The following is a 22,242-nucleotide window of genomic DNA, read 5'->3' as shown; positions in this document are numbered from 1 at the left end:
AACCGACATGCGCCCGTGCGGGGGGGCGTGCGGGGGGGGTGAGGGGAACCAGCGGCTGTCGGCGGGGTGCCAGCGGTACCAGCGGGTCCATGCGGCGAAGAGCCACCAGCTGTGGTCGGGGAGGGTGAGGAGGTGGGGGAGGAGTGCTTGGCGGCGTTGGAGGGGGGTGGAGGCGGGCCAGTAGGGGGCGGTGACGGCGGCGCGGGTCTGGTGTTCGGCGATGGTGAAGGGGTCGGCGTCGGGTGGGAGGGTGATGTCCTCTTCGGTGACGGGTGGGTTGTAGGCGGGGCGTCGTGGGGGCCATCCGGGTTGTCCGGGGGCGCTCGGCCATGTCGGCTGCCCGAGGGGGCTGGGCCAGCCGGGCTGGCCAGGGGTTCCCAACACCACGTGGTCATCGTAGTGGGCTGTGGGGGGTTCGCCGTGGGCGGACTGTGGAGCGATCGCGTGGCATGCGGTGGGTGCGGGTTGAACAGTAGGGTCTGAGTTGGTCAGCGCCGGTGGGTTCGTGAGGGGAGCCGGTGCCGTGGTGGAGGGAAGGAGTCGCGTGGCGTCGCACGATGCTCGCACCGGACGTGTGCCGGGGTTGTTCGTGAACCCTGACACGTCGTCGTTCACGGAGTTCCTGGGTGCCTACAGTCCGGAGTTGCTGCCGGGGCGGCGGCCGTTGCCGGCGGTGCCGGCGGGGGAGGGGATCCCGCACGCGACGACGATCGTGGCGGTGACGTTCCCCGGTGGTGTGGTGATGGCGGGGGATCGCCGGGCGACCGCGGGGCATGTGATCGCTCAGCGTGATGTCGAGAAGGTGTTCCGGGCGGACGAGTTCTCGGCGATCGCGATGGCGGGGACGGCGGGGCTCGGCATGGAGCTGATTCGTTTGTTCCAGGTGGAGCTGGAGCATTACGAGAAGCGCGAGGGCCGGACGCTGTCGGTGGAGGGGAAGGCGAATCGGCTGGCGACGCTGGTCCGGGGGAACCTGGGGATGGCGATGCAGGGGCTGGCGGTGGTGCCGCTGTTCGCCGGGTACGACGAGGAGCGGGACGGGGGGCGGATCTTCTCCTACGATCCGGCGGGGGGCCGGTACGAGGAGCGGGACTTCTACTCGATCGGGTCGGGGTCGGTGTACGCGCGTGGTGCGTTGAAGAAGCTGTGGCGCGCGGATCTGTCGGTGGAGGACGCGGCGCTGGTGTGCGTGCAGGCGCTGTACGACGCGGCGGATGACGATTCGGCGACGGGTGGGCCGGATCTGACGCGGCGGATCTTCCCGGTGGTGTCGGTGGTGTCGGACGAGGGGTACCGCCGGCTGGGGGAGGACGAGGTGGGCGCGTTGGCGCAGGCCGTGGTCGACGGACGTTACGACTCGCCGGGCGGGCCGACCGCCCCGCTGCGATAGAAGGGATCCAGACCGGTGTCCATGCCGTTCTATGTGTCGCCCGAACAGCAGATGAAGGACAAGGCGGACTATGCGCGTAAGGGCATCGCGCGTGGCCGCAGCGTGGTCGTGCTGCAGTACGACGACGGGATCCTGTTCGTGGCGGACAATCCGTCGCGTGCGCTGCACAAGATCAGTGAGATCTATGACCGGATCGCGTTCGCGGCGGTGGGGAAGTACAACGAGTTCGAGAATCTGCGGCTGGGCGGGGTGCGGTACGCGGATGTGAACGGGTACCAGTACGACCGTCGTGATGTGACGGCGCGGGGGCTGGCGAATCTGTACGCGCAGTCGCTGGGGACGATCTTCACGGAGACCAACAAGCCGTATGAGGTGGAGTTGGTGGTCGCGGAGGTGGGTGACAGTGCGGAGACCGATCAGATCTATCGGTTGACGTTCGATGGTTCGGTGGCCGACGAGCACGGTTATGTGGCGATGGGCGGTCAGGCGGACGCGGTGGCGGAGGTGCTGAAGGAGCGGTACCGGGAGGGGGCGTCGCTGGCGGAGGCGCTGAAGGTGGCGGTGCGGGCGCTGGAGGCGCAGGACGCGGATCGTCATCTGGAGGCGAAGTCGCTGGAGGTGGCGGTGCTGGATCGTAATCGGGAGCATCGTCTGTTCAAGGCGTTGCCGGCGGCGCGGATCGAGCGTTTGCTGAACGAGGCGGACGGTGCGTCGTCGAGCGCTTCAGAAAACGGGGCGAACGGGGCGAACGGCGAGTCGGAGGACTAGGCCGGCGGCCGGTCGACCGGCCGGAGTGGGATGCGTGCGGGGAGGGTCTGTCGTGGATGCGACGGGCCCTTCCCCGTTCGGCGTCCTTTTTGCGCCCCCCACCCAATGATCTACAACGTAAAGGCAGCGGCCCCGGGCGTCCCGCCCGGCCGGGCCGGGTGCGGCGTGTCGCGCGTTCGCGGCGCGTTCTGGTGCGTACCGCCGGTGAAACCAGAGGCTTCAGAGACTGCCAAGTCGGGCCCCGGCCGCATAGGCTCACGGTGTGGACAGGCGCATCTTCGGGCTTGAGAACGAGTACGGCGTCACCTGTACCTTCCGCGGGCAGCGGCGGTTGTCACCCGACGAGGTGGCCCGCTACCTGTTCCGCCGGGTGGTGTCGTGGGGTCGTAGCAGCAACGTGTTCCTGCGCAACGGCGCGCGGCTCTACCTGGACGTGGGAAGCCACCCCGAGTACGCCACGCCCGAGTGCGACAGCGTGATCGATCTGGTGACGCACGACAAGGCGGGCGAGCGGATCCTGGAGGGTCTGCTGGTGGACGCCGAGCGGCGGCTGCGCGAGGAGGGCATCGCCGGCGACATCTACCTGTTCAAGAACAACACCGATTCGGCCGGGAACTCCTACGGCTGCCATGAGAACTATCTGGTGGGCCGGCACGGCGAGTTCGGGCGGCTGGCCGACGTGCTGATCCCGTACCTGGTGACGCGGCAGATCATCTGCGGTGCGGGGAAGGTGCTGCAGACGCCGCGGGGGGCGGTGTACTGCGTGTCGCAGCGGGCCGAGCACATCTGGGAGGGCGTGTCGTCGGCGACGACCCGCTCGCGTCCGATCATCAACACGCGGGACGAGCCGCACGCCGACGCCGAGCGGTTCCGGCGGCTGCACGTGATCGTGGGCGACTCGAACATGAGCGAGACCACGATGCTGCTGAAGGTCGGGGCGACCGACCTGGTGCTGCGGATGATCGAGGCGGGCGTGGTGATGCGCGACCTGACGCTGGAGAACCCGATCCGGGCGATCCGCGAGGTCAGCCATGACATGACGGGCCGGCGGAAGGTGCGGCTGGCCAACGGCCGGGAGGCCAGTTCGCTGGAGATCCAGAAGGAGTACTTCGGCAAGGCCAAGGACTTCGTGGACCGGCGCGGCGGCGACGAGGTCACGATGCGGGTGCTGGACCTGTGGGAGCGGACGCTGCGGGCGGTGGAGACCGGGGATCTGGACCTGGTGTCCCGGGAGATCGACTGGGTGACCAAGTACCGGCTGATCGAGCGGTACCGGCGCAAGTACGATCTGCCGCTGTCGTCGCCGCGGGTGGCGCAGCTGGATCTGGCCTACCACGACGTGCACCGCGACCGCGGGCTGTACTACCTGCTGGAGAAGCGGGGGTCGGTGGAGCGGGTGGCGCGCGATCTGGCGATCTTCGAGGCGAAGTCGGTGCCGCCGCAGACGACGCGGGCGCGGCTGCGCGGGGAGTTCATCCGGCGGGCGCAGGAGAAGCGGCGCGACTTCACCGTCGACTGGGTGCATCTGAAGCTGAACGACCAGGCGCAGCGGACGGTGCTGTGCAAGGACCCGTTCCGTTCGGTGGACGAGCGGGTCGACAAGCTCATCGCCGGGATGTGAGTCACCGGCCCAGGGGTGGCGGCGGCCCGCCGCCACCCCCAGGGCCGGGCCGCAGCGGGTGACGGCGGCGGGCGGCGGTGACGGGGTGTGCTCGGCGCGACACGCCGGGGTGAACGTCCCGTCAAGGCTACCGGCGAGTCACAAGAGGGGTAGGGTGAGCGCGCAGTTGCGTTCGCCACCCCCGAAGGACCCGTATGCGACGTCGACTCTCCGTCCTCCCCGCGGCCGTCGTGCTGGCCGTTCCGTTGCTGCTGACCGGTGCCTGTTCCGGTGCGGACGACGTCGAGGTGGCGGTCAAGGGCGATTTCGGGTCCCGTCCGGACGTGGTGTTCCCCAAGGAGGCGCCCGGTAAGGAGCTGGCGGTCAAGAGGGTGACCGACGGTGCGGGCGTCCGGGCGCGCAAGGGCGATCTGGTGGTGGCCGACTACGTCGGTTACCGGTGGAGCAAGGACGGCAGCAAGCTGCTGGCGAGCAGCTTCATCGCGGGGCGTCCGGGCGCGTTCCCGACGGGGCGGCTGGTGCCGGGGCTGGAGAAGGCGCTGGAGGGCGCGCGGGTCGGCGGCCGGGTGGTGGCCAAGATCCCGCCCAAGGACGGCTACGGCGCCAAGGGCGCCGCGCAGCGCCAGGTCGGCAGGGACGACACGCTGGTGTACGTGCTGGACGTGCGGGCGATCTACGCGCGGACGGCGCAGGCGCAGGGGCGCCGGCAGCCGCTGGAGGATCCGCGGCTGCCGAAGGTGGGCGAGGTCCAGGCGGGCGCCGGCCCGTCGGTGACCGTGCCGAAGGCGGCCGCGCCCAAGGGCCTGCAGGTGCGGACGCTCGTGCAGGGGCAGGGCGCGGCGGTCGGCAAGGGGCAGCTGCTGGCGCTGCAGTACGTGGGGGTGTTCTGGCGGGACGGGAAGGTCTTCGAGTCCTCCTGGCGGACCGGGCGCCCGTACGCGGCCACGATCGGCACCGGCCAGGTGATGAAGGGCTGGGACCAGGCGCTGGTGGGACAGAAGGTGGGCAGCCGGCTGCTGCTGGTGGTGCCGCCGTCGCTGGGGTACGGGGCCAAGGGGCTGGCCCAGGCCAAGATCAAGGGCGATGACACGCTGGTGTTCGTCGTCGACGTCCTCGGCGCCCACTGACCGGCCCCCCGCTTCGGTTCTAAAGCGAACCGCGATTGTTCTTAGACTGGCCGGGTGGAGGACATCGAGGCGATCGCCGTCCTGCAGGACCCGGTCCGGCGGCGGCTGTACGCGTACGTGGGCGCCCAGGACCACGAGGTGAGCCGGAACGAGGCGGCCGAGGCCGCGGGCGTCCAGCGCACGCTGGCGGCCTTCCATCTGGACAAGCTGGTGGAGGCGGGGCTGCTGGAGACGGTGAGCCGACGCCTGACGGGACGTTCGGGGCCGGGCGCGGGACGTCCGGCCAAGCTGTACCGCAGGGCGCCGGGGGAGCGGGCGGTGTCGCTGCCGCCGCGCGACTACCGCACGGCGGCCGGGCTGCTGGCCCAGGCCGCCGAGACCGCCGGGCTGGACGCGGAGTTGCGGGAGGCCGCGCGGCGGCGCGGGAGGCGGCTGCAAGAGGAGGGCGCGGGCCCGTGCCGGGGCCTGGAGGAGGTCGCGGCGCTGCTGGAGGGCCGCGGGTACGAGCCGCGCATGGAGGACGGGGTCCTGCGCATGCGCAACTGCCCCTTCCACGCCCTTTCGGAGGAGTTCCCGCCGCTGGTGTGCGGGATGAACCTGGCGCTGCTGGAGGGGCTGCTGGAGGGCTCGCAGGGTGTGCGGGTGCGGATCGACGCCGGACCCGGCCGCTGCTGCACCGTCGCCGAACCGGCCGAAGGACGAGGGGACGGGCCCGAAGCCTTCTAAAAATAATGATCGTTGACATAGAAGCGGGGGGATGGTGAAGTGAGCCCATGCCCGGCTACCACCTCGCCCAGTTCAACGTGGGCACGCTGACGTTCCCCCTCGACGACCCCCGGACGGCCGGGTTCACCGAGCTCCTGGAACCCCTCAACGCGCTCGCCGACGGCGCCCCCGGCTTCGTGTGGCGGCTGGTGGAGAACGGCGCCGCCGACGCCACCGGCCTCCGCCCCATCGGCGCCGACGTCATCATCAACTACTCGGTGTGGGAGAGCCGGGAGGCGCTGTGGGACTACATGTACCGCAGCCGCCACCTGGACGTGCTGCGCCGCCGCCGCGAGTGGTTCGGCAAGCACGTCCAGGCGCACCTGGTGATGTGGTGGATCCCCGCCGGGCACATCCCCACCCTCCAGGAGGGCGTGGAACGCCTGGAGACGCTGCGCGCCCAGGGCCCCTCTCCCCGGGCGTTCACCTTCCGCGAGACCTACACCCCCGACGGCGCCCCGGCCCCGGCCCCGTCCTGACCCGATGCCTCCCGGCCCGACCTGACCCGGCCCGGTGCACGAGCACAGCGAGCTGGGGGCCGGGGGCGGTCACAGGAGGGCGGCGGCGTGGCGGCCGGCGGCGGCCGCGGTGAGGAAGTAGGGCAGGTCCTGATCCAGGCGGCGGCCCATCGTGGACAGCCGCACGCCCCAGTCCTTCTCGGCCGTGCGCAGCGCCTCGTGCAGCCCGTCCACGGCCACCGGGACGAGTTCGTGCTGGTCGCCCAGCGAGGCGGCCTCCCCGGCAACCCGCGTGCCGAACTCCCCGCCCAGTTCGGGGACCACGACCTGAGCCCGCGCCAGCGCGACCCGGCCGTAGGCGGTCAGGCTGTGGTGCGACACCCCCACGTGCCGCTCCCGCTTGTCGCCGTCGCTGACCCGCAGCGAGGCCACCGGCCGTCCCGACAGCACCGCGGCCGCGTTGACGGCCTCGCCCGCCGACACTCCCGAGAAGCCCCACCGGGTGCCCGTGCCCAGGTTGCCCGGGCCCTGCGCGACCACGATGACCTCGGCGTCCAGCACCAGCCGCGCCGCCAGCAGCCCGGTGTGCACCGTCACCGCCTCCAGGTCGCCGCCGAACGCCTGTCCGACCGTGACGGTCGCCGCCAGCGCGCCGGCCTCCCGCAGCCGCGCGATCGACATCGAGAACCAGGCCGGCAGCGCGCCGCCGTCGGGCATCACGTACACCGCGCGGGTGCCCGGCCGGGCCGCCAGCAGTCCCGCCAGGATCGGCGGCAGCGCCGAGTGCAGGTCGGCCACGATCACCGGCGTCCCCTCCAGGGAGTCGGCCTCGCGCAGCAGTTCGTGGTGGGGGGAGTCCTGCTCGTCGGCGCCCAGCACGGTGGCCTGCAGCGGCGTGTACCGCGCCTTCACCAGGTGCCCCGGGCCCGACGGGTCGGGCGGCAGACGGTCGGGGACGGCGACCACCATCGCGTAGCCGCCCGTCCCCAGGCCCATCGCCAAGGCCGTAGTGTTGAGCAGGACGGTGTCGCCCGGTTCGGGACGCCCCACCAGAGCGGGATACGCGAGTGCGGGGAAGACCGAGGTCCCGTGCGTCCCGTCGCCCTCGATCGTGACGTCCAGTTCGACCGCCCCCGGCCATTCCCGGCGGACGCCTTCTACCGTGCCCTTGCGCCATCGGATCACAAGGAAACGGTAGCGTCCTGACACGGGCGACATGGGGACGCGCGGCGTTCACCCGCCGTGGCGCCGCCGGCACGGTCGGTGCGGGCGGCGCGGGCACGCGGGCCGGAGGGCCGGACGGCCGCCCGACAATCTCATAATCCGAACGTCCGGCGACCGCATTTGTGCGTGAATGGGCTTCATCGACTGGGAATCGACTGGGAAAGGTGGTGGCCGAGTGTCGCGGCGCAAGACCGAGCGCCTGCTCAACCTGGTGGTCTGCCTGCTGGCCACACGGCGCTACCTTACGGCCGAGCAGATCCGGCGGGCCGTCCCCGGGTACCCGGGCTCCGACGAGGCGTTCAAGCGGATGTTCGAACGCGACAAGGAGGAGCTGCGCGAGCTGGGCGTCCCGCTGGAGGTCGGCAGCGACCAGCAGGGCGGCACCGGCGAGGAGATCGGCTACCGCATCCCCCCGCAGGCCTACGAGCTGCCCGACATCCACCTGACCCCCGACGAGGCGGCCGTGCTCGGCCTGGCCGCGCGGGTGTGGCAGCGCGCCAGCATGGCCGACGCCGCCTCCGGCGCGCTGCTGAAGCTGCGCGCCGCCGGTGTGGACACCGACGCCGCCGACGCCACCACGGCCCTGGGCATCGAGCCGCGCGTCGACACGGGCGAACCGGCGTTCCCGGCGCTGTGGGAGGCCGTCCGCGACGGGCGGCCCGTCGCCTTCGACTACCAGGGGGTCGGCCGCACCTCGGTGTCGCGCCGGCACCTGGAGCCGTGGGGGGTGGTCAGCCGCCGCGGACGCTGGTACGTCGTCGGCCATGACCGCGACCGCGGCCAGACCCGCGTGTTCCGGCTCAGCCGCGTCACGGGGGAGGTCGCCGCCGACGGCCCCGACGGCAGCGTCACCGTCCCCGAAGGCGTGGACGTGCGCCGCATCGCCTTCGACTGGGGCGACCCGGTCACCGAGCCCCGCCCCGCCACGGTGCGGCTGCGGGCCGGGGCCGCGCAGGGCCCGCGCCGCTGGGCCCGCGACGTGCGTCCGGTCGGCGACGGCGTCTGGGACGAGGCGGTGCTGACCTTCCGCGACGCCGACCGGTTCGCCCCCTACCTGGCCCGGTTCGCCGACGACGTGGTGGTGCTGGACCCGCCCGACCTGCGCGAGGCGGTCATCCAGCAGCTCAAGGCCACCCTGGCGACGGCCGGCGAGGACCCCGGGCGGGTGACCTGACCCCGGGGCGGCGGCGCCGCGTCCACCAGACCCGGTGCGGGGACGACAGCGGCGTGAACGGTGAGAGCGATGCGAGGGCGAGGCAGGCGTGAGGACGGGATGGGCGTGAGGGAGAGATGACGGCGAGGACGGGCGGCAACGGCAGGGGCGGCTCCACCACCTCCACCGACCGGCTGGCGCGGCTGCTGGCCCTGGTCCCCTACGTGGTGAGCCGCGACTCGGTCGCCCTGGAGGAGGCCGCCGAGGCCTTCGGCGTCACCCAGAAGCAGCTCATCGACGACCTCAACCTGCTGTGGTGCGTGGAGCTGCGCGCCCCCGACCCCTACTGCCCGATCGACCTGTCCTACGAGGGCGGCGAGATCATCGTGACCGAGGCCGAGTCGATCGCCCGGCCGCTGCGGCTGAAGGTCGACGAGGCCAGCGCGCTGCTGGTGGCGCTGCGGATGCTGGCCGGCATCCCCGACCTGCAGGACCGCGACGCCCTCAGCCGCGTCATCGCCAAGCTGGAGAGCGCCGCCGGCGCCGCCGCGCAGGTCTCCAGCAAGGTGGCCGTCGAGGTCGACGCCCGCGGCGACACCCTCGGCCGGCTGCGCGCCGCGATCGGCGCCGGCCGCCGCGTCCACCTGTCCTACTACGTGCCCGCCCGCGACGAGAACACCGAACGCGACGTCGATCCGATGCGGCTGCTGGTGGTGGAGGGCAACACCTACCTGGAGGGCTGGTGCCGCCGCGCCGAGGCGGTGCGGCTGTTCCGCCTCGACCGCATCAGCGACCTCACCGCCCTGGACGTCCCCGCCGAGGTCCCCGACGAGGCCGAGCCCCGCGACGTCGACGCCGGCCTGTACCGGCCCGCGCCCGGCGACCTGCCCGTCACCATCGAGCTCACCGCCCAGGGCCGCTGGGTCGCCGACTACTACCCCTGCGAGGACGTGCGGGAACTCGGCGAGGGCCGGCTGCGGATCACCCTGCGCACCTCCGACACCCGCTGGGTGCGGGGCCTGGCGCTGCGGCTGGGCGACCAGGGCCGCGTCGTCGACCCGCCCGAGGTCGCCGACGGCGTCCGCGCCGACGCCGCCCGCGCCCTCGCCCTCTATGACGGCGTCTGAGTTTTCGGCTACCGTGACGGGCGTGGCGTGGGGTGCGATATCGGTCGTGCTGGGCTTTGCCGGCCTGGCCGTCCTGGCCGTGTGCTCGTTCAAGGTCTACCTGGGCGTGCGGCGGCTGGCGCGTGAACTGGAACGGACCCGGCGGCGGCTGGCGCCCCAACACTCCGCGCTCCGCGATGAACTCCGCGATCTGCAGGAAACCCGTGCGGCGCAAGAGCCGGACGACGGCGTACGATCGTCATAAGTGTCACGCTGCTGAAGAGGACTCTCATGCCGAACATCGGGACCCCCGAGCTGATCATCATCCTGGTGGTCGTACTGCTGATCTTCGGATCGGCCAAGCTGCCGACGCTGGCGCGCTCGCTGGGCAAGTCGGCCCGCATCCTGAAGGCCGAGACCAAGGGCCTGCGCGACGACGACGACAAGACCGATGACGCCAAGCCGGCCCCCGCCCAGGCGGAGCAGGCCCCCGAGTCGGCGAGCGCCCGCGCCGCCCGCCTCCGCGAGGAGGCCGCCCGGCTCGAGCGCGAGGCCGCCCAGGAGGCCGGCGCGCAGCCGCGGCCGCAGGGCGCGCTGCCCTCCGGGGAGCCGATCGAGGGCGTTCCGGTGTCGGACTACCGCGGCCGCAAGAGTTCCTGACCAGTACCGTCCCCGACGAACGGACCGGCGAGACCAGACCCCAAAGTGCCCACGATGAAGCTGATGACGCGGCAGGCCGCCGACCCCGAGGGGCGCATGCCCCTCATGGACCACCTGCGGGAATTGCGCAACCGCCTGATCAAGGCCATGCTGGCGCTGCTGGTCGGCACCGTCATCGGCTGGATCTTCTTCAACCCGGTGTGGGACTTCCTCAAGGAGCCCTACTGCGCGCTGCCCGCCTCCAAGGACCTCAACGGGCAGACGTGCTCCCTTGTGGTCAACGGGATCTTCTCCTCCTTCTTCCTCCGCCTGAAGATCGCCTTCATTCTGGGCCTGGTGGTCTCCTCGCCGGTCTGGCTGTTCCAGCTGTGGGCGTTCGTGGCTCCCGGCCTCTACCGCAAGGAACGCCGCTGGACCTACGTCTTCATGGGCGCGTCCGTCCCGCTGTTCTTCGTGGGCACCGCCCTGGCCTACATCACCATCGACCGGGGCCTGTCGCTGTTCCTGGGCTTCGTGCCCGACGACGTGTCGGCGCTCATCACCGTCGACCACTACCTCGGCTACGTCCTGGCGATGCTGCTGGTGTTCGGGCTGACGTTCGAGCTGCCGCTGTTCGTGATCATCCTGAACATGGCGGGCGTGCTCAGCTCCAATCGGATCCGCCGCTCCCAGCGGATGATCATCTTCGGGATCTTCGTCTTCTCGGCGGTCGCCACCCCCAGCCCCGACCCCTTCAGCATGCTCGCCCTGGCGCTGCCCACGGTCCTGCTGTTCGAGGTCGCCGCGCTGCTGGCCTTCGTCAACGACCGCCGCCGCGCCCGCCGTCCCGACCCCTACGAGGGCCTGGCCGACGACGAGGCCTCCCCCCTCGACCTGGAGAAGATCGACGCCGAGCTCGAGAAGGGCGAGAGCAGCCCCCGCTGACCGCCACCGCCGCCGCCCGGCGCGACGTGAAGCTCACCCGCGCGTTCCCGCCCGCCACGCTGGAACGGCCGCGGCAGGTCAAGCGGCCCTACGACCCTGGCAACGACCCCGGCAACGTGTTCACCGTCACTCCCTCCGCCCGAACGACCACGACCCGAGGGAACCGGGCGGCGGGCACTGACCCCATCGGACCGTGTGCCGTCCGGCACCGGGACCGGTCCCGGCCTCGTGGCCCTACGGTCGTGAAATGTCTTCGGAGACGCCCGGCAGCGCGTGGGCCGAGGCCGCGGAGCTGAACAACCGCGGTCTCGCCTTGTCAGGGGAGGGACGGCTCGAGGAGGCGGTCATCGCCTACCGGCGGGCCGTCGAGGTCAGCCGGGCCGCGGGTCACTCGAAGGCCCTGGCCACCGCGTTGGACAACCTTTCCCTGGCCACCGCGTGGTGCGGCCGGCTCGAGGAGGCTCTCACCGCCCATGACGAGGCCCTGGCGACCTTCCGGTCACTGGGCGACGTGGAGGGCGAGAGCACCGCACTGTCCAACCTCGCCGCCATCCACACCAGAGCGGGCCGGCCTGGGGACGCGGTCGCCGCGCAGCAGCGAGCCATCGAGGTCTGCCGCGCCGCCGGCGACCGGCCCGCCGAGGCGCTGGCCTTGTCACACCTCGGGCAGGTCCTCGCCGCTGGAGGGAATCCGGCGGGCTCGATCCGGGCCCACCAGGACGCCGTCGACATCTGGCGCGGACTCGCCGACCGCGAAGCCGAGGCCGGGGAACTGAAGAACCTGGCCCTCCGGCTGGCCGAGGCACGCCGGTACACCGCCGCCCGGCAGACGGCCGAGCAGGCGGCCGGGGCTCTCGAGGACATCGGTCGGCGGACGGAGGCCGCCGCCCTCAGGGAGTGGCAGGAGTCCCTCCCGGCGAACCGGGCCGAGGAGCCCGAGGCCGCGGAGCGCGACGATGGCACGGCCACGCCCCGCGTTCACACCGTGCGGGGCTGCGTGCCGCTCCTCGCCGGCGTCGGCGCGATCATCACCCTCCTGACGGACGGCCCGTGGTTCCTGTCGGCGGCCCTGACCGCGCTCGCCCTCCTGGGGTGGGGGACCTGTTCGACCTCCCTCGCCTCCCTGGCGATAGGCGTGGTGATCATCTGGAAGTCCGGAGGGACGTGGTGGCTTCTCGGTGGTCTGGCCCTCCTGCTGTTCGGCATCACCTCGCCGGTCTCGGGCGCCCGGTTCAGCAGAACCCGGCCACGGCTCGGCACCGGCACCCGCCTGAATCCGAGTGAGCCCGAGGAGCGGGAGAGCGACCAGGAACACCGTGGACGGGAAGATTGAGATGCGACCGGCATCGCGCGGGACAGCGCACAAGACGTTCCGGCTTCTCGCCACCAAGAGTCCCGGAGCCTCGCAATGCCAGGCCCGCTGGCGATGACGCGTTGCCGCCCCACCGAGACGGCCGGCCGGTTGGTGAGGGACGTCTCCGCGTGGGCGAAGCGGTCTCCAGGAGATGCCAAGTGGGGTCTGCTCGCTGAAGCTCGTCCTGTGACCGGTTCCGCGGGTGCGGCGGTCACCCCTGGGCCTGGATGCCGAGTTCGTCCAGCAGCCGCCGCACCCGGCGGTGGATCTCGTCGCGGATCGGGCGGACCGCGTCGATGCCCTGCCCGGCGGGGTCGTCCAGAGTCCAGTCCAGGTAGCGCCTGCCGGGGAAGTAGGGGCAGGCGTCCCCGCAGCCCATGGTGATCACCACGTCGGAGGACCGCACGGCCTCGGCGGTGAGGACCTTGGGGGTCTGGGCGGAGATGTCGATGCCGGCCTCCCGCATGGCCTCCACCACGGCCGGGTTCACGCTGTCGGCGGGCGCGGACCCGGCGGAGCGGACCTCGACCCTGCCCGCGGCCAGGTGGGCGAGGAAGGCGGCGGCCATCTGGGACCGGCCGGCGTTGTGCACGCAGACGAACAGCACCGAGGGGACGGCGGGCGGAGCGGCGGGAGTGCTCATCAGGACAGCGCGCCTTCCTCAGCGGATCGGACGGGGGCGGTGGGCCGTCGCCCGCGCGGGCCGGCCGTGACGGCACCGGTGCCGGTGGCGGGGGCCGGGCGGCCGAAGCAGAGGGCGACCAGGCCCAGCCCGAGGAGGGCGCCGGCCAGTTGCGCGGCCAGGAACGGCGGCACCGAGCCGGGGGCGATGCCGGCGAAGGTGTCGGTGAAGGCCCGGCCGATGGTCACGGCCGGGTTGGCGAAGCTGGTGGAGGAGGTGAACCAGTACGCCGCGCCGATGAAGGAGGCGACCGCGGCCGGTGCCAGATGCGCGCGGCCGGTACGGGCCAGACCGAAGATCAGCCAGATCAGCCCGGCGGTGGCCACCGCCTCGCCCAGCCACAGGTGCCCGGCGAACCGGTCGCGGGCCGACCAGGCCACCAGCGGCCGGGCGAACATCGCATCGGCCAGCACCGCTCCGGCGATCGCCCCGCCGATCTGGGCGGGCACGTAGGCCGCCACGTCCCGCAACCTGACCCCCTCACCGGCCGCCCGGCCGGTGAGGTAGGCGGCCAGGGAGACCACCGGGTTGAAGTGCGCCCCGCAGACGGGGCCGAGCAGCGCGATCAGCACGCCCAGGCCCAGGACGGTCGCCAGGGAGCTGGCCAGCAGCTGGACGCCGACGTCGCGGGTCAGCTCGGTGGCCTGGATGCCGGACCCGACCACCACCGCGACCAGCGCGGCCGTGCCGACGGCCTCGGCCGCCGCCCGCCGCGCCAGCGGCACCCGCGCGTTCACGCCCCGGCCTTCGCCTCGGTCGTCGCCTCGGTCGCCGCGGGCACGGCGGGCGGCCGGAGCAGGGCCGACAGCTTGGCCAGGGCCGCGGGCAGCACCCAGTAGTACACCCAGGTCCCGCGGCGCTCGGAACCGACCAGACCCGCCTCGCGCAGCACCTTCAGATGGTGGGAGATCGTCGGCTGGGACACCTCGAAGGGGCCGATGAGGTCGCACACGCACGCCTCGCCGCCCTCGTGCGAGGCGATCAGCGACAGCAGCCGCAGCCGGACCGGGTCCGAGAGCGCCTTGAACATCCGCGACAGCTCGGCCGCGTCCTGCTCGCCCAGCGGCTCGCGGACCATCGGCGAACAGCACACCGCGCCCTGCCCCGCCACGGGCCCGATCACCGGCAGACCACCGTGATTAGACATGCCTCTATGTTGACAGTCATCTAATCAACCTGGCAACCTCGGTTGTATCGACAGCCGTCGATACAACGCCGTCAGGATGGGAGACCCGTCATGTCCCGCCTCCAGCTCGCCCTGCGCGTCGCCGACCTGGAGGGCTCGATCGCCTTCTACTCCAAGCTGTTCGGCACCGAGCCCGCCAAGCGCCGCCCCGGCTACGCCAACTTCGCCGTCGCCGAGCCCCCGCTCAAGCTCGTCCTCATCGAGGGCGAACCCGGCCAGGACACCCGCCTGGACCACCTCGGCGTCGAGGTCGCCGGCACCGAGGAGGTCACCGCCGCCACCACCCGCCTCCGGGAGGCCGGGCTGGCCACCTTCACCGAGAACGACACCTCCTGCTGCTACGCCCTCCAGGACAAGGTCTGGGTGACCGGCCCCGGCAAGGAGCCCTGGGAGGTGTACGTGGTCAAGGCCGACGCCGACACCCTCGGCAAGACGGCCCAGAGCCCGGCCGAAGCGATCTCCGCCGCCGGGTGCGCGTGCGGCGGCTGACCGGCACGTAACGGCGGACGGCCCGCCGCGCCGACCGCGGCCAGATGCGCGCGGATCCGCGCTGACACGGCGTCCCGAGCACGTCGTCCACCCCCGGCGGCCGCCTGGTGTTCCGCCGGCCGAGTCCCCTTCGCGAGCGATCGTGCACGGCGGTGACGCGGGCTGATCGCTGCCCGCGCCCGCGTGCCGCCGGGGGAGGCCGTCTTCCCGATCCCCGAGCCGCCGGGCATTCCGCGGCCCCCGCAGGGCGGGTGAGGCCCGGGGCCGGAGGCCGTCCGAGCCGCCGCCGGACGATCAGCCGGGCGCGAACGCCGCGCCCCGCCCCGTTATGGATTGGGAATCGGGCCGGTCCAAACCGTAGGCTCGAACCATGACCACCCCCGACACGCAGGACCTGGGTGGGCAGTCCCCGGCCCAGCGGTACGCCTCCTACCGCACGCGCACCGCAGGGAACGGCCCCGCCCTCCTGGACTTCCGCACCCTCTACGACTTCGAACTGGACGCCTTCCAGCTCGAGGCCTGCCGGGTCCTGGAGGAGGGCAGCGGCGTCCTGGTCGCCGCGCCCACCGGCTCCGGCAAGACCGTCGTCGGGGAGTTCGCCGTCCACCTCGCCCTCACCGGCGGCGGCAAATGCTTCTACACCACCCCCATCAAGGCGCTGTCCAACCAGAAGTACGCCGACCTGGTCCGCCGCTACGGCCCCGAGAAGGTCGGCCTGCTCACCGGCGACAACAGCGTCAACGGCGAGGCCCCGATTGTCGTCATGACGACCGAGGTCCTGCGCAACATGCTCTACGCCGCCTCGCCCACCCTCTCCGGCCTGGCGTTCGTGGTCATGGACGAGGTCCACTACCTCGCCGACCGCTTCCGCGGCGCCGTCTGGGAAGAGGTCATCATCCACGTCCCCGACTCGGTCCGGATCGTGGCGCTGTCGGCCACCGTCAGCAACGCCGAGGAATTCGGCGAATGGCTCCAGGCCGTCCGCGGCGACACCGCCGTCATCGTCGACGAGCACCGCCCCGTCCCCCTCTTCCAGCACATGCTCGTCGGCACCCGCCTCTACGACCTGTTCGTCGACACCGGCCCCGGCAAGCCCGCCCGCAACGGCAAACCTGGCAAGACCCCCTCCCGCGGCGGCCCCAAGGACCACCCCGCCGACGCCGCCGACGGCCGCGGCGAGGGCCGGGACGGCCGGGAGGGCCGCGACCGCCCCGCCCGCATCAACCCCCAGCTGCAGCGGATGGCCGTCGAAGAGGTCCGCCGCGCCAAGGTCAACCAGGGCCGCCGCACCGGACGCCGCCGCGCCCCCCGCCCCCAGCGGTTCCGTCCCCCGGCCCGCCCCGACGTCATCGAACGCCTCGAACGCGCCGGCCTGCTGCCCGCCATCACCTTCGTCTTCTCCCGCGCCGGCTGCGACGCCGCCGTCCTGCAGTGCCTCAACGCCAACCTCCGCCTCACCTCCATAGAAGAGGCCGAGGAGATCCGCGCCCACGCCGAACTGCGCACCGCCGACATCGCCCCCGACGACCTGCGCGTCCTCGGCTACGACGACTTCCTGGCCGGACTGGAACGCGGCATCGCCGCCCACCACGCCGGCATGCTCCCCACCTTCAAGGAGATCGTCGAGGAACTGTTCACCCGCGGCCTCATCAAGGCCGTTTTCGCCACCGAGACCCTCGCCCTGGGCATCAACATGCCCGCGCGCACCGTCGTCATCGAGAAACTCGACAAATGGAACGGCGAGGCCCACGTCGACCTCACCCCCGGCGAGTACACCCAGTTCACCGGGCGCGCCGGCCGCCGCGGCATCGACGTCGAAGGGCACGCCGTCGTCGTGTGGACCCCCAGCGTCGACCCCAACTCCGTCGCCGGCCTCGCCGGCACCCGCACCTACCCCCTCAACTCCAGCTTCCGGCCCTCCTACAACATGGCCGTCAACCTCGTCGGCGCCGTCGGCATCGAACGCGCCCGCACCCTCCTGGAGGAATCCTTCGCCCAGTTCCAGGCCGACCGCGCCGTCGTCGGCCTGGCCCGCCAGGTCCACAAGAACGAAGAGGCCCTCACCGGCTACGCCGAAGCCGCCGAATGCCACCTGGGCGACTTCATGGAGTACGCCGCGCTCCGCCGCCGCCTCTCCGACCGCGAAGCCGAACTGTCCCGCGAACGCTCCTCCGCCCGCCGCGCCGAAGCCGCCCGCTCCCTGGAGCACCTGCGCCCCGGCGACGTCATCCTCGTCCCCTCCGGGCGCCGCTCCGGCCTCGCCGTCGTCCTCGACCCCGGCCTCGGCCGCCGCTCCGACGGCCCCGCCCCCCTCGTCCTGACCGTCAACCGCTCCGTGCAGCGCCTGTCCATCCAGGACTTCCCCCGCGCCGTCGAACCCGTCGACCGCATCCGCATCCCCAAATCCTTCAGCCCCCGCAACCCCCAGGCCCGCCGCGACCTGGCCTCCACCCTGCGCAACAAGGTCCCCGACGACGTCCGGGAACGCCGCCACCGCGACACCCCCGCCACCGACGACACCGAGATCGGGGACCTGCGCGCCCGGTTGCGCGCCCACCCCGTCCACGGCTGCGACAAGCGCGAGGACCACGCCCGCTGGGCCGAACGCTACTTCCGCCTCGAACGCGAGACCGAGCAGCTGCGCCGCCGCGTCGAAGGACGCTCCCAGGTCATCGCCCGCACCTTCGACCGCGTCTGCGCCGTCCTGGAACAACTCGGCTACCTGCACGAGGGCGCCGTCACCGACGAAGGCCGCCGCCTCGGCCGCATCTACAACGAACTCGACCTGCTCACCGCCGAGAGCCTGCGCGCCGGCGTCTGGGAGACCCTCGACGCCGCCGAACTCGCCGCCTGCGTCTCCGCCCTCGTCTACGAGTCACGCCAGCCCGACGACGCCGCACCCCCCAAGACCCCCACCGGCCCCAGCCGCGACGCCCTCGCCGCCATGGTCCGCCTCTGGGGCGAACTCGACGGCATCGAAAAGGACAACCGCGTCTCCTTCCTGCGCGAACCCGACCTCGGCTTCGCCTGGACCGCCTACCGCTGGGCCAAGGGCCAGGAACTCGACGAGGTCCTCCTGGAGACCGACATGACCGCCGGCGACTTCGTCCGCGCCGTCAAACAACTCCTGGACCTCCTCGGCCAGATCTCCGACGCGGCACCCCCCAACAGCCACATCCGCAAGACCGCCCGCAAGGCCATGGACACCATGCGCCGAGGCGTCGTCGCCTACTCCTCCGTCGCCTGACCCACCCGCCCGCCCTCCGCCCCCGAAGCCCCAGAACACGCGGCCCCCGCGACCTTCGCAGGCGGGGGGGCGACGGGTGTCGCGGAGGGGACGGGAGTCGCAGGTGGGCGGGCGGCCGCGGTGGTGGTGCGGAGCCAGTGGTGCGTCAGGGCCGCGAGCACGGCCAGTGCCGCGACCTCGCCCAGGGCCCATGCCAGACCGGCGCCCACGCGCTGATCCCGCGCCAGCGCGTCGCCCCACGTCCGGCCCAGTCCGCCGTACCAGTCCGCCGCCAGCACCCCGCCCCGGCCCGCCACCACCGCGCCGAACAGCGCCGGGAACGGGACCATCACCGCCGCCAGCGCGAAACGCACCCGCGGCGACGGCCGCCCCGGCAGCGGATCGACGCCCAGCACCGGCCACAGATACGCCAGCGCCGACACCACCCACATCGCCATCACCAGCGAATGCAGCGCGTGATTGCGCAACGACGCCTCGAACACCGGGGACAGGTAGAACCCGTACAGGCCCGCCACGAACACCACCGGCGCCGCCACCGGGCGGCACGCCAACGCCAGCGCCCGGCTCCGCAACACCGCCACCAGCAGTTCGCGCGCCGAACGCCCGCCCCCCGACACCCTCGGCAGTGAACGCAACGCCAGCGACACCGGAGCCCCCAGCAGCAACAGCACCGGCACCACCAGGCTCAGCACCAGATGCTGCACCACATGCGCGCTGAACAGCACCATGCTGTAGCGGGCGAGCCCTCCGCAGGTGACCAGCAGCATCAACGCCAGCCCCCCGTACCAGGCCAGTACCCGCCCCAACGGCCACGACCGTCCCACGCGCCGCAACCCCGCCGCGTACAGCACCGCCGCCACCAGCACCAACACCGACAGCAGCGAATCGATCCGCCACTCCAGCAGGTAGGCCCCCCACGAGGGCGGGCCCGGCAGCGGGAAGCCCAGCCGCAGCGCCACCGGGTCCAGCGTCCCCTGCGGCACCTCCGGCGGAGGCGTCCGCGACAGCCCCGTCGCCAGCGCCATCGTCGCCGCCATCACCACGACCTCCACCGCGGCGACCCGCACGAACACCCCTCGCCCCCCGCCCGCCCGCAGCGCCGGAAGGCTCACCCGCCGATGCCACCACCCCAGCGCTCCCAGGCCCGCCAGAGCCGCCGCCTTCGCCGCCACCAGCGCCCCGTACCGCGACCCCAAGTCCCACCCGCCCAGGCGGATCCACGCGTTCACCGCCCCGCTCACCGCCACCGCCGCGAAACACACCGCCGCCAACCGGCTGTACCGGGCCACCACCGCCCCCAGCCCCCAGCCCCCCGCCACCGCCAGCGGGTTGCGCGCGACCGCCACCAGCACCACCAGGCCCCCCACCCACAACGCCGCCGCCAGCACATGCGCCACCAGGCTGTACACCGCCGCCGCGTGAAAGGACGCACCCGCCGCATGCCCGGTGAACACCGGCGGCACCAGCCCGCCCAGAGCCACCACCAGCGCGTACCCCGCGCCGCCCGGCGTCGACGCCGCCTGCGCCGCCACCGCCGCCGCGACCGCCGCCACGGCCACCGCCAGCAGAGCCCGCCCCTGGGACAACTCCAGCAGGAACGTCCGCAGCATGTTCCCGGTGACCCCCGTCGTCACCGGCACCCCGAACAGGTCCGACACCGAGAACATCACCACCGCCAGCACGCACAGCGCCCACGCCCCCGCCCACAGCGACGCCGCCCGCAGGAACCGCCGCACCACGGGCACCGGAGCCCCGGCCGGCAGGAACACCGCGACCAGCAGCAGCCACCCCACCGTCACCGCTCCGCAGGCGTGCGCCGCCAGCTCCGCGACCGCCAGCCCGCCCTTGGTCAGCGCCCCCGTCCGCGTCAGCCCCGGCACCACCTCCGCGCTGAACGCCCCGCCGAACCGCACCACCAGCGCCAGCACCAGCAACGCCGCCGCGGCCGCCAACGGCCAGGGAGCCGCCGGACGCGACCCCGCGGCGTCCGCGGAGACGGACGCCTCGCCGCCGCTCGCCGGCGCCTTCACCGGCGGCCTGCCATCGGTCGTGGTCACAGCTGCCCCCGCGGAGGTGTCGGAAACGGGCCGTCCCCCGGCTGTACGGGCTCACCGCCCCGCCCGTTCACCCCCGGCCCCGCCCACACCAGCCCGTGCCGCGCCAGGAACTCCGTCAACCCCACCCCCGCCGCCGTCAGCGCCCTTCCGCACCCCTCGCACGCCTCGCACGCCACCTGCTCCGGCCCCGGCGGCCGCGCCCGCACGTGATCGTCGATCGCCCGGTCGAGCGCCGCCACCACCGCCGGCGCCCCGCCATGGCCCTCACCCGCCGGACCGCCCCCGGACGGATCGAGCGCCGGGCTCCCGCCCGCCGCCGCCACCGGCCGTCCCACCGGGGGAGCGGCGGCCCGCGCGGCGGCGGGCGCGATCTGCGGGACGCCCTGCGGCGTCGTCTGCCGCAACGCCTGCGGAACCTGAGCTGGAACGGTCCCGCCCGCCCCGCCGGGGCCGCCCGGACCGAAAGGAGGACCGGGACCGGCGGGAGGGCCGGTCGGGCCGCCCGGGCCGCCGGCGGCCTGCGGGACGCCGTTGCGGGACGCCGCGGGCTGCTGCTGCAGGGTCGTCGCCTTGTGCGCCGCCTGCGCGACCCTGATCAGCTCGCCCGCCCGCTCGTGCCACACCTTCCAGGCGTCGCTGAGCACCTTCCCCGTGCCCCCGCACACCGCGCACGGGCACTCCAGCGCGGCCAGCAGCCGCCGCCACAGGTCCGCGGCCATGCCATCGTCGCCGTCCGCCCTGTTCATCGAGGACCTGAACCCAAATGAGCCCCCATCCCCAGCCGAGAGTCGCGAGTCTGCCCGCCTGTACGCGCCGCGGGTCCCGGACGGTTCAGTCGTTAGGGTGGCCATGCCGGAAGAAAACCGAAATGAGGGGAAAGGTAGACGTATGGGCGAAGCAGACCCGTTCGGCCCCGAGGTCGTGCAGCAGATCACACGGCACATGAACCAGGACCACGCGGAGGACTGCGCCACCATCTGCCGCGCCCTGGGCGGGCGGCCCGACGCCCGCGCCGCCCGCATGACCGGCCTGGACGCCGACGGCATCGACTTCGCCGCGACCGTCGACGGCAAGGACGTCCCCGTCCGCATCCCCTGGAGCGGGCGGCTGACCGAGCGGGCCCAGGTCCGCCAGGAGGTCGTCCGCATGGCCACCGAGGCCCGCCAGGCCCTCGGCATCGCGCCGCAACGGCCCCACTGACGGCCCGGACTGGGCATTCCGACGCTGCGTCGGTAAAGTAGCCGACGTGGCGTCGGAAAAATGTCAGCACTCTCTGGCGCGACGAGTTAGGTAAGGCTAGCCTAACAGTTGATCGATGCCGCGAGGCGGAGGAGGCGAGCCCGACATGGCCGACCAGGAAAGCGGCTTCGCGCAGGAACTGCGCGAGGCCACCAAGAGCGACCACGACGGCACCGGCACCTCCACCTACATGTCCGCGCTGTTCGACGGGCGCCTGGGCCGCGAGCAGTACGCCGCGCTGGTCGCCCAGCTCCACCCCGTCTACGACCTCCTCGAACAGGCCGCCGACCGGATGTCCGGCGACCCCGTCGCCGGCGCGTTCGCCCTCGACGGCCTGAGCAGGCGCGACGCCCTGGAGGCCGACCTGGCCTTCCTGTACGGGCCGGACTGGCGCGACCGTATCGACCGCATCGACCGCGACGCCGGCCTCCAGGCCACCCGCCGCTACTGCGACCGCCTGCGCGAGGTGTGCTTCGACTGGCCCGGCGGCTTCGTCGCCCACCACTACACCCGCTACCTCGGCGACCTGTCCGGCGGCCAGTACATGGGCGTCCAGGTCCGCAAGATCCTCGGGCTCGCCGCCGGTGAGGACGGCGTGCGCTTCTACCGCTTCCCCGGCGCGCCCAAGACCTTCAAGGAGCAGTACCGCGCCCTCCTGGACGCCGCCCCCTGGGACGAGGTGGAACGCGCCAGGATCGTCGACGAGGTCAAGCGCGCCTACCGCCTCAACGCCGAGATCACCGCCGAACTCGGCCACGTCCTCGACATCGAACCCGCCGCCTGACCGCCGCG

Annotated in this window: 22 protein-coding genes and 1 pseudogene; 16 read left to right on the top strand and 7 right to left on the bottom strand. The window is 72.8% G+C overall.

From position 1 onward, the window contains the following. Nucleotides 1–387, bottom strand: a pseudogene (locus ACFPZN_RS13645) (hypothetical protein); the annotation flags it as partial. A 157-nt stretch (nt 388–544) separates the two neighbouring features. On the opposite strand from ACFPZN_RS13645, the gene prcB reads away from it, so the two are divergent. The 6 genes from prcB (at nt 545) to ACFPZN_RS13615 (ending at nt 6,150) form a co-directional block, all read left to right on the top strand. Continuing rightward, a complete protein-coding gene (gene prcB, locus ACFPZN_RS13640) occupies nt 545–1,390 on the top strand; it encodes a proteasome subunit beta (protein WP_378282278.1) in 846 nt (281 codons plus the stop codon). A gap of 21 nt (nt 1,391–1,411) precedes the next feature. Continuing rightward, nucleotides 1,412–2,158, top strand: coding sequence for a proteasome subunit alpha (gene prcA, locus ACFPZN_RS13635; RefSeq protein ID WP_378282283.1), 747 nt, complete (start codon nt 1,412–1,414; stop codon nt 2,156–2,158). A gap of 262 nt (nt 2,159–2,420) precedes the next feature. Beyond that, a complete protein-coding gene (pafA, locus tag ACFPZN_RS13630; protein ID WP_378282277.1) occupies nt 2,421–3,779 on the top strand; it encodes a Pup--protein ligase in 1,359 nt (452 codons plus the stop codon). A gap of 194 nt (nt 3,780–3,973) precedes the next feature. Then, on the top strand, nt 3,974–4,906 hold the full coding sequence (locus ACFPZN_RS13625) for an FKBP-type peptidyl-prolyl cis-trans isomerase (protein ID WP_378282276.1): 933 nt from the start codon (nt 3,974–3,976) through the stop codon (nt 4,904–4,906). A gap of 54 nt (nt 4,907–4,960) precedes the next feature. Next, on the top strand, nt 4,961–5,632 hold the full coding sequence (locus ACFPZN_RS13620; RefSeq protein WP_378282275.1) for a helix-turn-helix transcriptional regulator: 672 nt from the start codon (nt 4,961–4,963) through the stop codon (nt 5,630–5,632). Nucleotides 5,633–5,679: 47 nt separating this feature from the next. Further along, nucleotides 5,680–6,150 (top strand): DUF3291 domain-containing protein, encoded by a 471-nt coding sequence (locus tag ACFPZN_RS13615; RefSeq protein WP_378282274.1) that lies wholly within the window; start codon nt 5,680–5,682, stop codon nt 6,148–6,150. A gap of 69 nt (nt 6,151–6,219) precedes the next feature. Here the strand turns inward: ACFPZN_RS13615 and ACFPZN_RS13610 are convergent, their stop codons facing one another. Further along, on the bottom strand, nt 6,220–7,314 hold the full coding sequence (locus tag ACFPZN_RS13610) for a DUF3866 family protein (protein WP_378282273.1): 1,095 nt from the start codon (nt 7,312–7,314) through the stop codon (nt 6,220–6,222). 214 nt (nt 7,315–7,528) lie between these two features. Between ACFPZN_RS13610 and ACFPZN_RS13605 the strand changes: the two genes are divergently transcribed. The 6 genes from ACFPZN_RS13605 to ACFPZN_RS13580 all read left to right on the top strand — a co-directional run bounded on the left by ACFPZN_RS13605 (nt 7,529) and on the right by ACFPZN_RS13580 (nt 12,529). Beyond that, nucleotides 7,529–8,527, top strand: a complete 999-nt coding sequence (locus ACFPZN_RS13605) for a helix-turn-helix transcriptional regulator (RefSeq protein ID WP_378282272.1) — start codon at nt 7,529–7,531, stop codon at nt 8,525–8,527. Between the two features lie 116 nt (nt 8,528–8,643). Continuing rightward, complete coding sequence (locus ACFPZN_RS13600; protein WP_378282271.1) at nt 8,644–9,633, top strand: helix-turn-helix transcriptional regulator; 990 nt, start codon at nt 8,644–8,646, stop codon at nt 9,631–9,633. Nucleotides 9,634–9,655: 22 nt separating this feature from the next. Then, nucleotides 9,656–9,877 (top strand): hypothetical protein, encoded by a 222-nt coding sequence (locus tag ACFPZN_RS13595; protein WP_378282270.1) that lies wholly within the window; start codon nt 9,656–9,658, stop codon nt 9,875–9,877. 26 nt (nt 9,878–9,903) lie between these two features. After that, the gene (tatA, locus tag ACFPZN_RS13590; protein ID WP_378282269.1) at nt 9,904–10,272 is read left to right on the top strand and encodes a Sec-independent protein translocase subunit TatA; all 369 of its coding nucleotides are present in this window, start codon (nt 9,904–9,906) and stop codon (nt 10,270–10,272) included. Nucleotides 10,273–10,326: 54 nt separating this feature from the next. Next, the gene (gene tatC / locus ACFPZN_RS13585; protein WP_378282268.1) at nt 10,327–11,196 is read left to right on the top strand and encodes a twin-arginine translocase subunit TatC; all 870 of its coding nucleotides are present in this window, start codon (nt 10,327–10,329) and stop codon (nt 11,194–11,196) included. A gap of 247 nt (nt 11,197–11,443) precedes the next feature. Then, nucleotides 11,444–12,529 carry a tetratricopeptide repeat protein gene (locus tag ACFPZN_RS13580; protein WP_378282267.1) on the top strand — a complete coding sequence of 362 codons (1,086 nt, stop codon included), beginning with the start codon at nt 11,444–11,446 and terminating at the stop codon, nt 12,527–12,529. A 232-nt stretch (nt 12,530–12,761) separates the two neighbouring features. Here the strand turns inward: ACFPZN_RS13580 and ACFPZN_RS13575 are convergent, their stop codons facing one another. The 3 genes from ACFPZN_RS13575 to ACFPZN_RS13565 are packed head-to-tail and all read right to left on the bottom strand — an operon-like array spanning nt 12,762 to nt 14,379. Beyond that, nucleotides 12,762–13,193 (bottom strand): arsenate reductase ArsC, encoded by a 432-nt coding sequence (locus ACFPZN_RS13575; RefSeq protein WP_378282266.1) that lies wholly within the window; start codon nt 13,191–13,193, stop codon nt 12,762–12,764. Continuing rightward, nucleotides 13,193–13,969 (bottom strand): aquaporin, encoded by a 777-nt coding sequence (locus ACFPZN_RS13570; RefSeq protein ID WP_378282265.1) that lies wholly within the window; start codon nt 13,967–13,969, stop codon nt 13,193–13,195. The genes ACFPZN_RS13575 and ACFPZN_RS13570 overlap by 1 nt, the downstream gene beginning before the upstream one ends. Continuing rightward, nucleotides 13,966–14,379 (bottom strand): ArsR/SmtB family transcription factor, encoded by a 414-nt coding sequence (locus ACFPZN_RS13565; RefSeq protein ID WP_378282264.1) that lies wholly within the window; start codon nt 14,377–14,379, stop codon nt 13,966–13,968. The genes ACFPZN_RS13570 and ACFPZN_RS13565 overlap by 4 nt, the downstream gene beginning before the upstream one ends. Nucleotides 14,380–14,469: 90 nt before the next feature. Between ACFPZN_RS13565 and ACFPZN_RS13560 the strand changes: the two genes are divergently transcribed. Next, entirely contained in the window at nt 14,470–14,907 is a 438-nt protein-coding gene (locus ACFPZN_RS13560) for an ArsI/CadI family heavy metal resistance metalloenzyme (RefSeq protein WP_378282263.1), read from the top strand. Between the two features lie 370 nt (nt 14,908–15,277). Then, entirely contained in the window at nt 15,278–18,154 is a 2,877-nt protein-coding gene (locus ACFPZN_RS13555; RefSeq protein WP_378282262.1) for a DEAD/DEAH box helicase, read from the top strand. Here the strand turns inward: ACFPZN_RS13555 and ACFPZN_RS13550 are convergent. Together ACFPZN_RS13550 and ACFPZN_RS13545 are read right to left on the bottom strand one after the other, a co-directional pair. Beyond that, nucleotides 18,136–20,211, bottom strand: coding sequence for a cytochrome c oxidase assembly protein (locus ACFPZN_RS13550; RefSeq protein ID WP_378282261.1), 2,076 nt, complete (start codon nt 20,209–20,211; stop codon nt 18,136–18,138). The two genes, ACFPZN_RS13555 and ACFPZN_RS13550, sit on opposite strands and share 19 nt — an antisense overlap. Further along, nucleotides 20,208–20,957 (bottom strand): hypothetical protein, encoded by a 750-nt coding sequence (locus ACFPZN_RS13545; protein ID WP_378282260.1) that lies wholly within the window; start codon nt 20,955–20,957, stop codon nt 20,208–20,210. Before ACFPZN_RS13545 ends, ACFPZN_RS13550 begins: the two co-directional genes overlap by 4 nt. Nucleotides 20,958–21,099: 142 nt before the next feature. Here ACFPZN_RS13545 and ACFPZN_RS13540 point away from each other — a divergent pair, with 142 nt between their 5' ends. Together ACFPZN_RS13540 and ACFPZN_RS13535 are read left to right on the top strand one after the other, a co-directional pair. Then, complete coding sequence (locus tag ACFPZN_RS13540) at nt 21,100–21,411, top strand: DUF2470 domain-containing protein (RefSeq protein ID WP_378282259.1); 312 nt, start codon at nt 21,100–21,102, stop codon at nt 21,409–21,411. 145 nt (nt 21,412–21,556) lie between these two features. Beyond that, complete coding sequence (locus ACFPZN_RS13535) at nt 21,557–22,234, top strand: biliverdin-producing heme oxygenase (protein ID WP_378282258.1); 678 nt, start codon at nt 21,557–21,559, stop codon at nt 22,232–22,234. The last annotated feature ends 8 nt before the right edge of the window (nt 22,235–22,242 follow it).

This window comes from Actinomadura rugatobispora (assembly GCF_042656285.1).
Taxonomy (GTDB): domain Bacteria; phylum Actinomycetota; class Actinomycetes; order Streptosporangiales; family Streptosporangiaceae; genus Spirillospora; species Spirillospora rugatobispora.
This window is presented reverse-complemented; position numbering and strand designations above follow the sequence as displayed.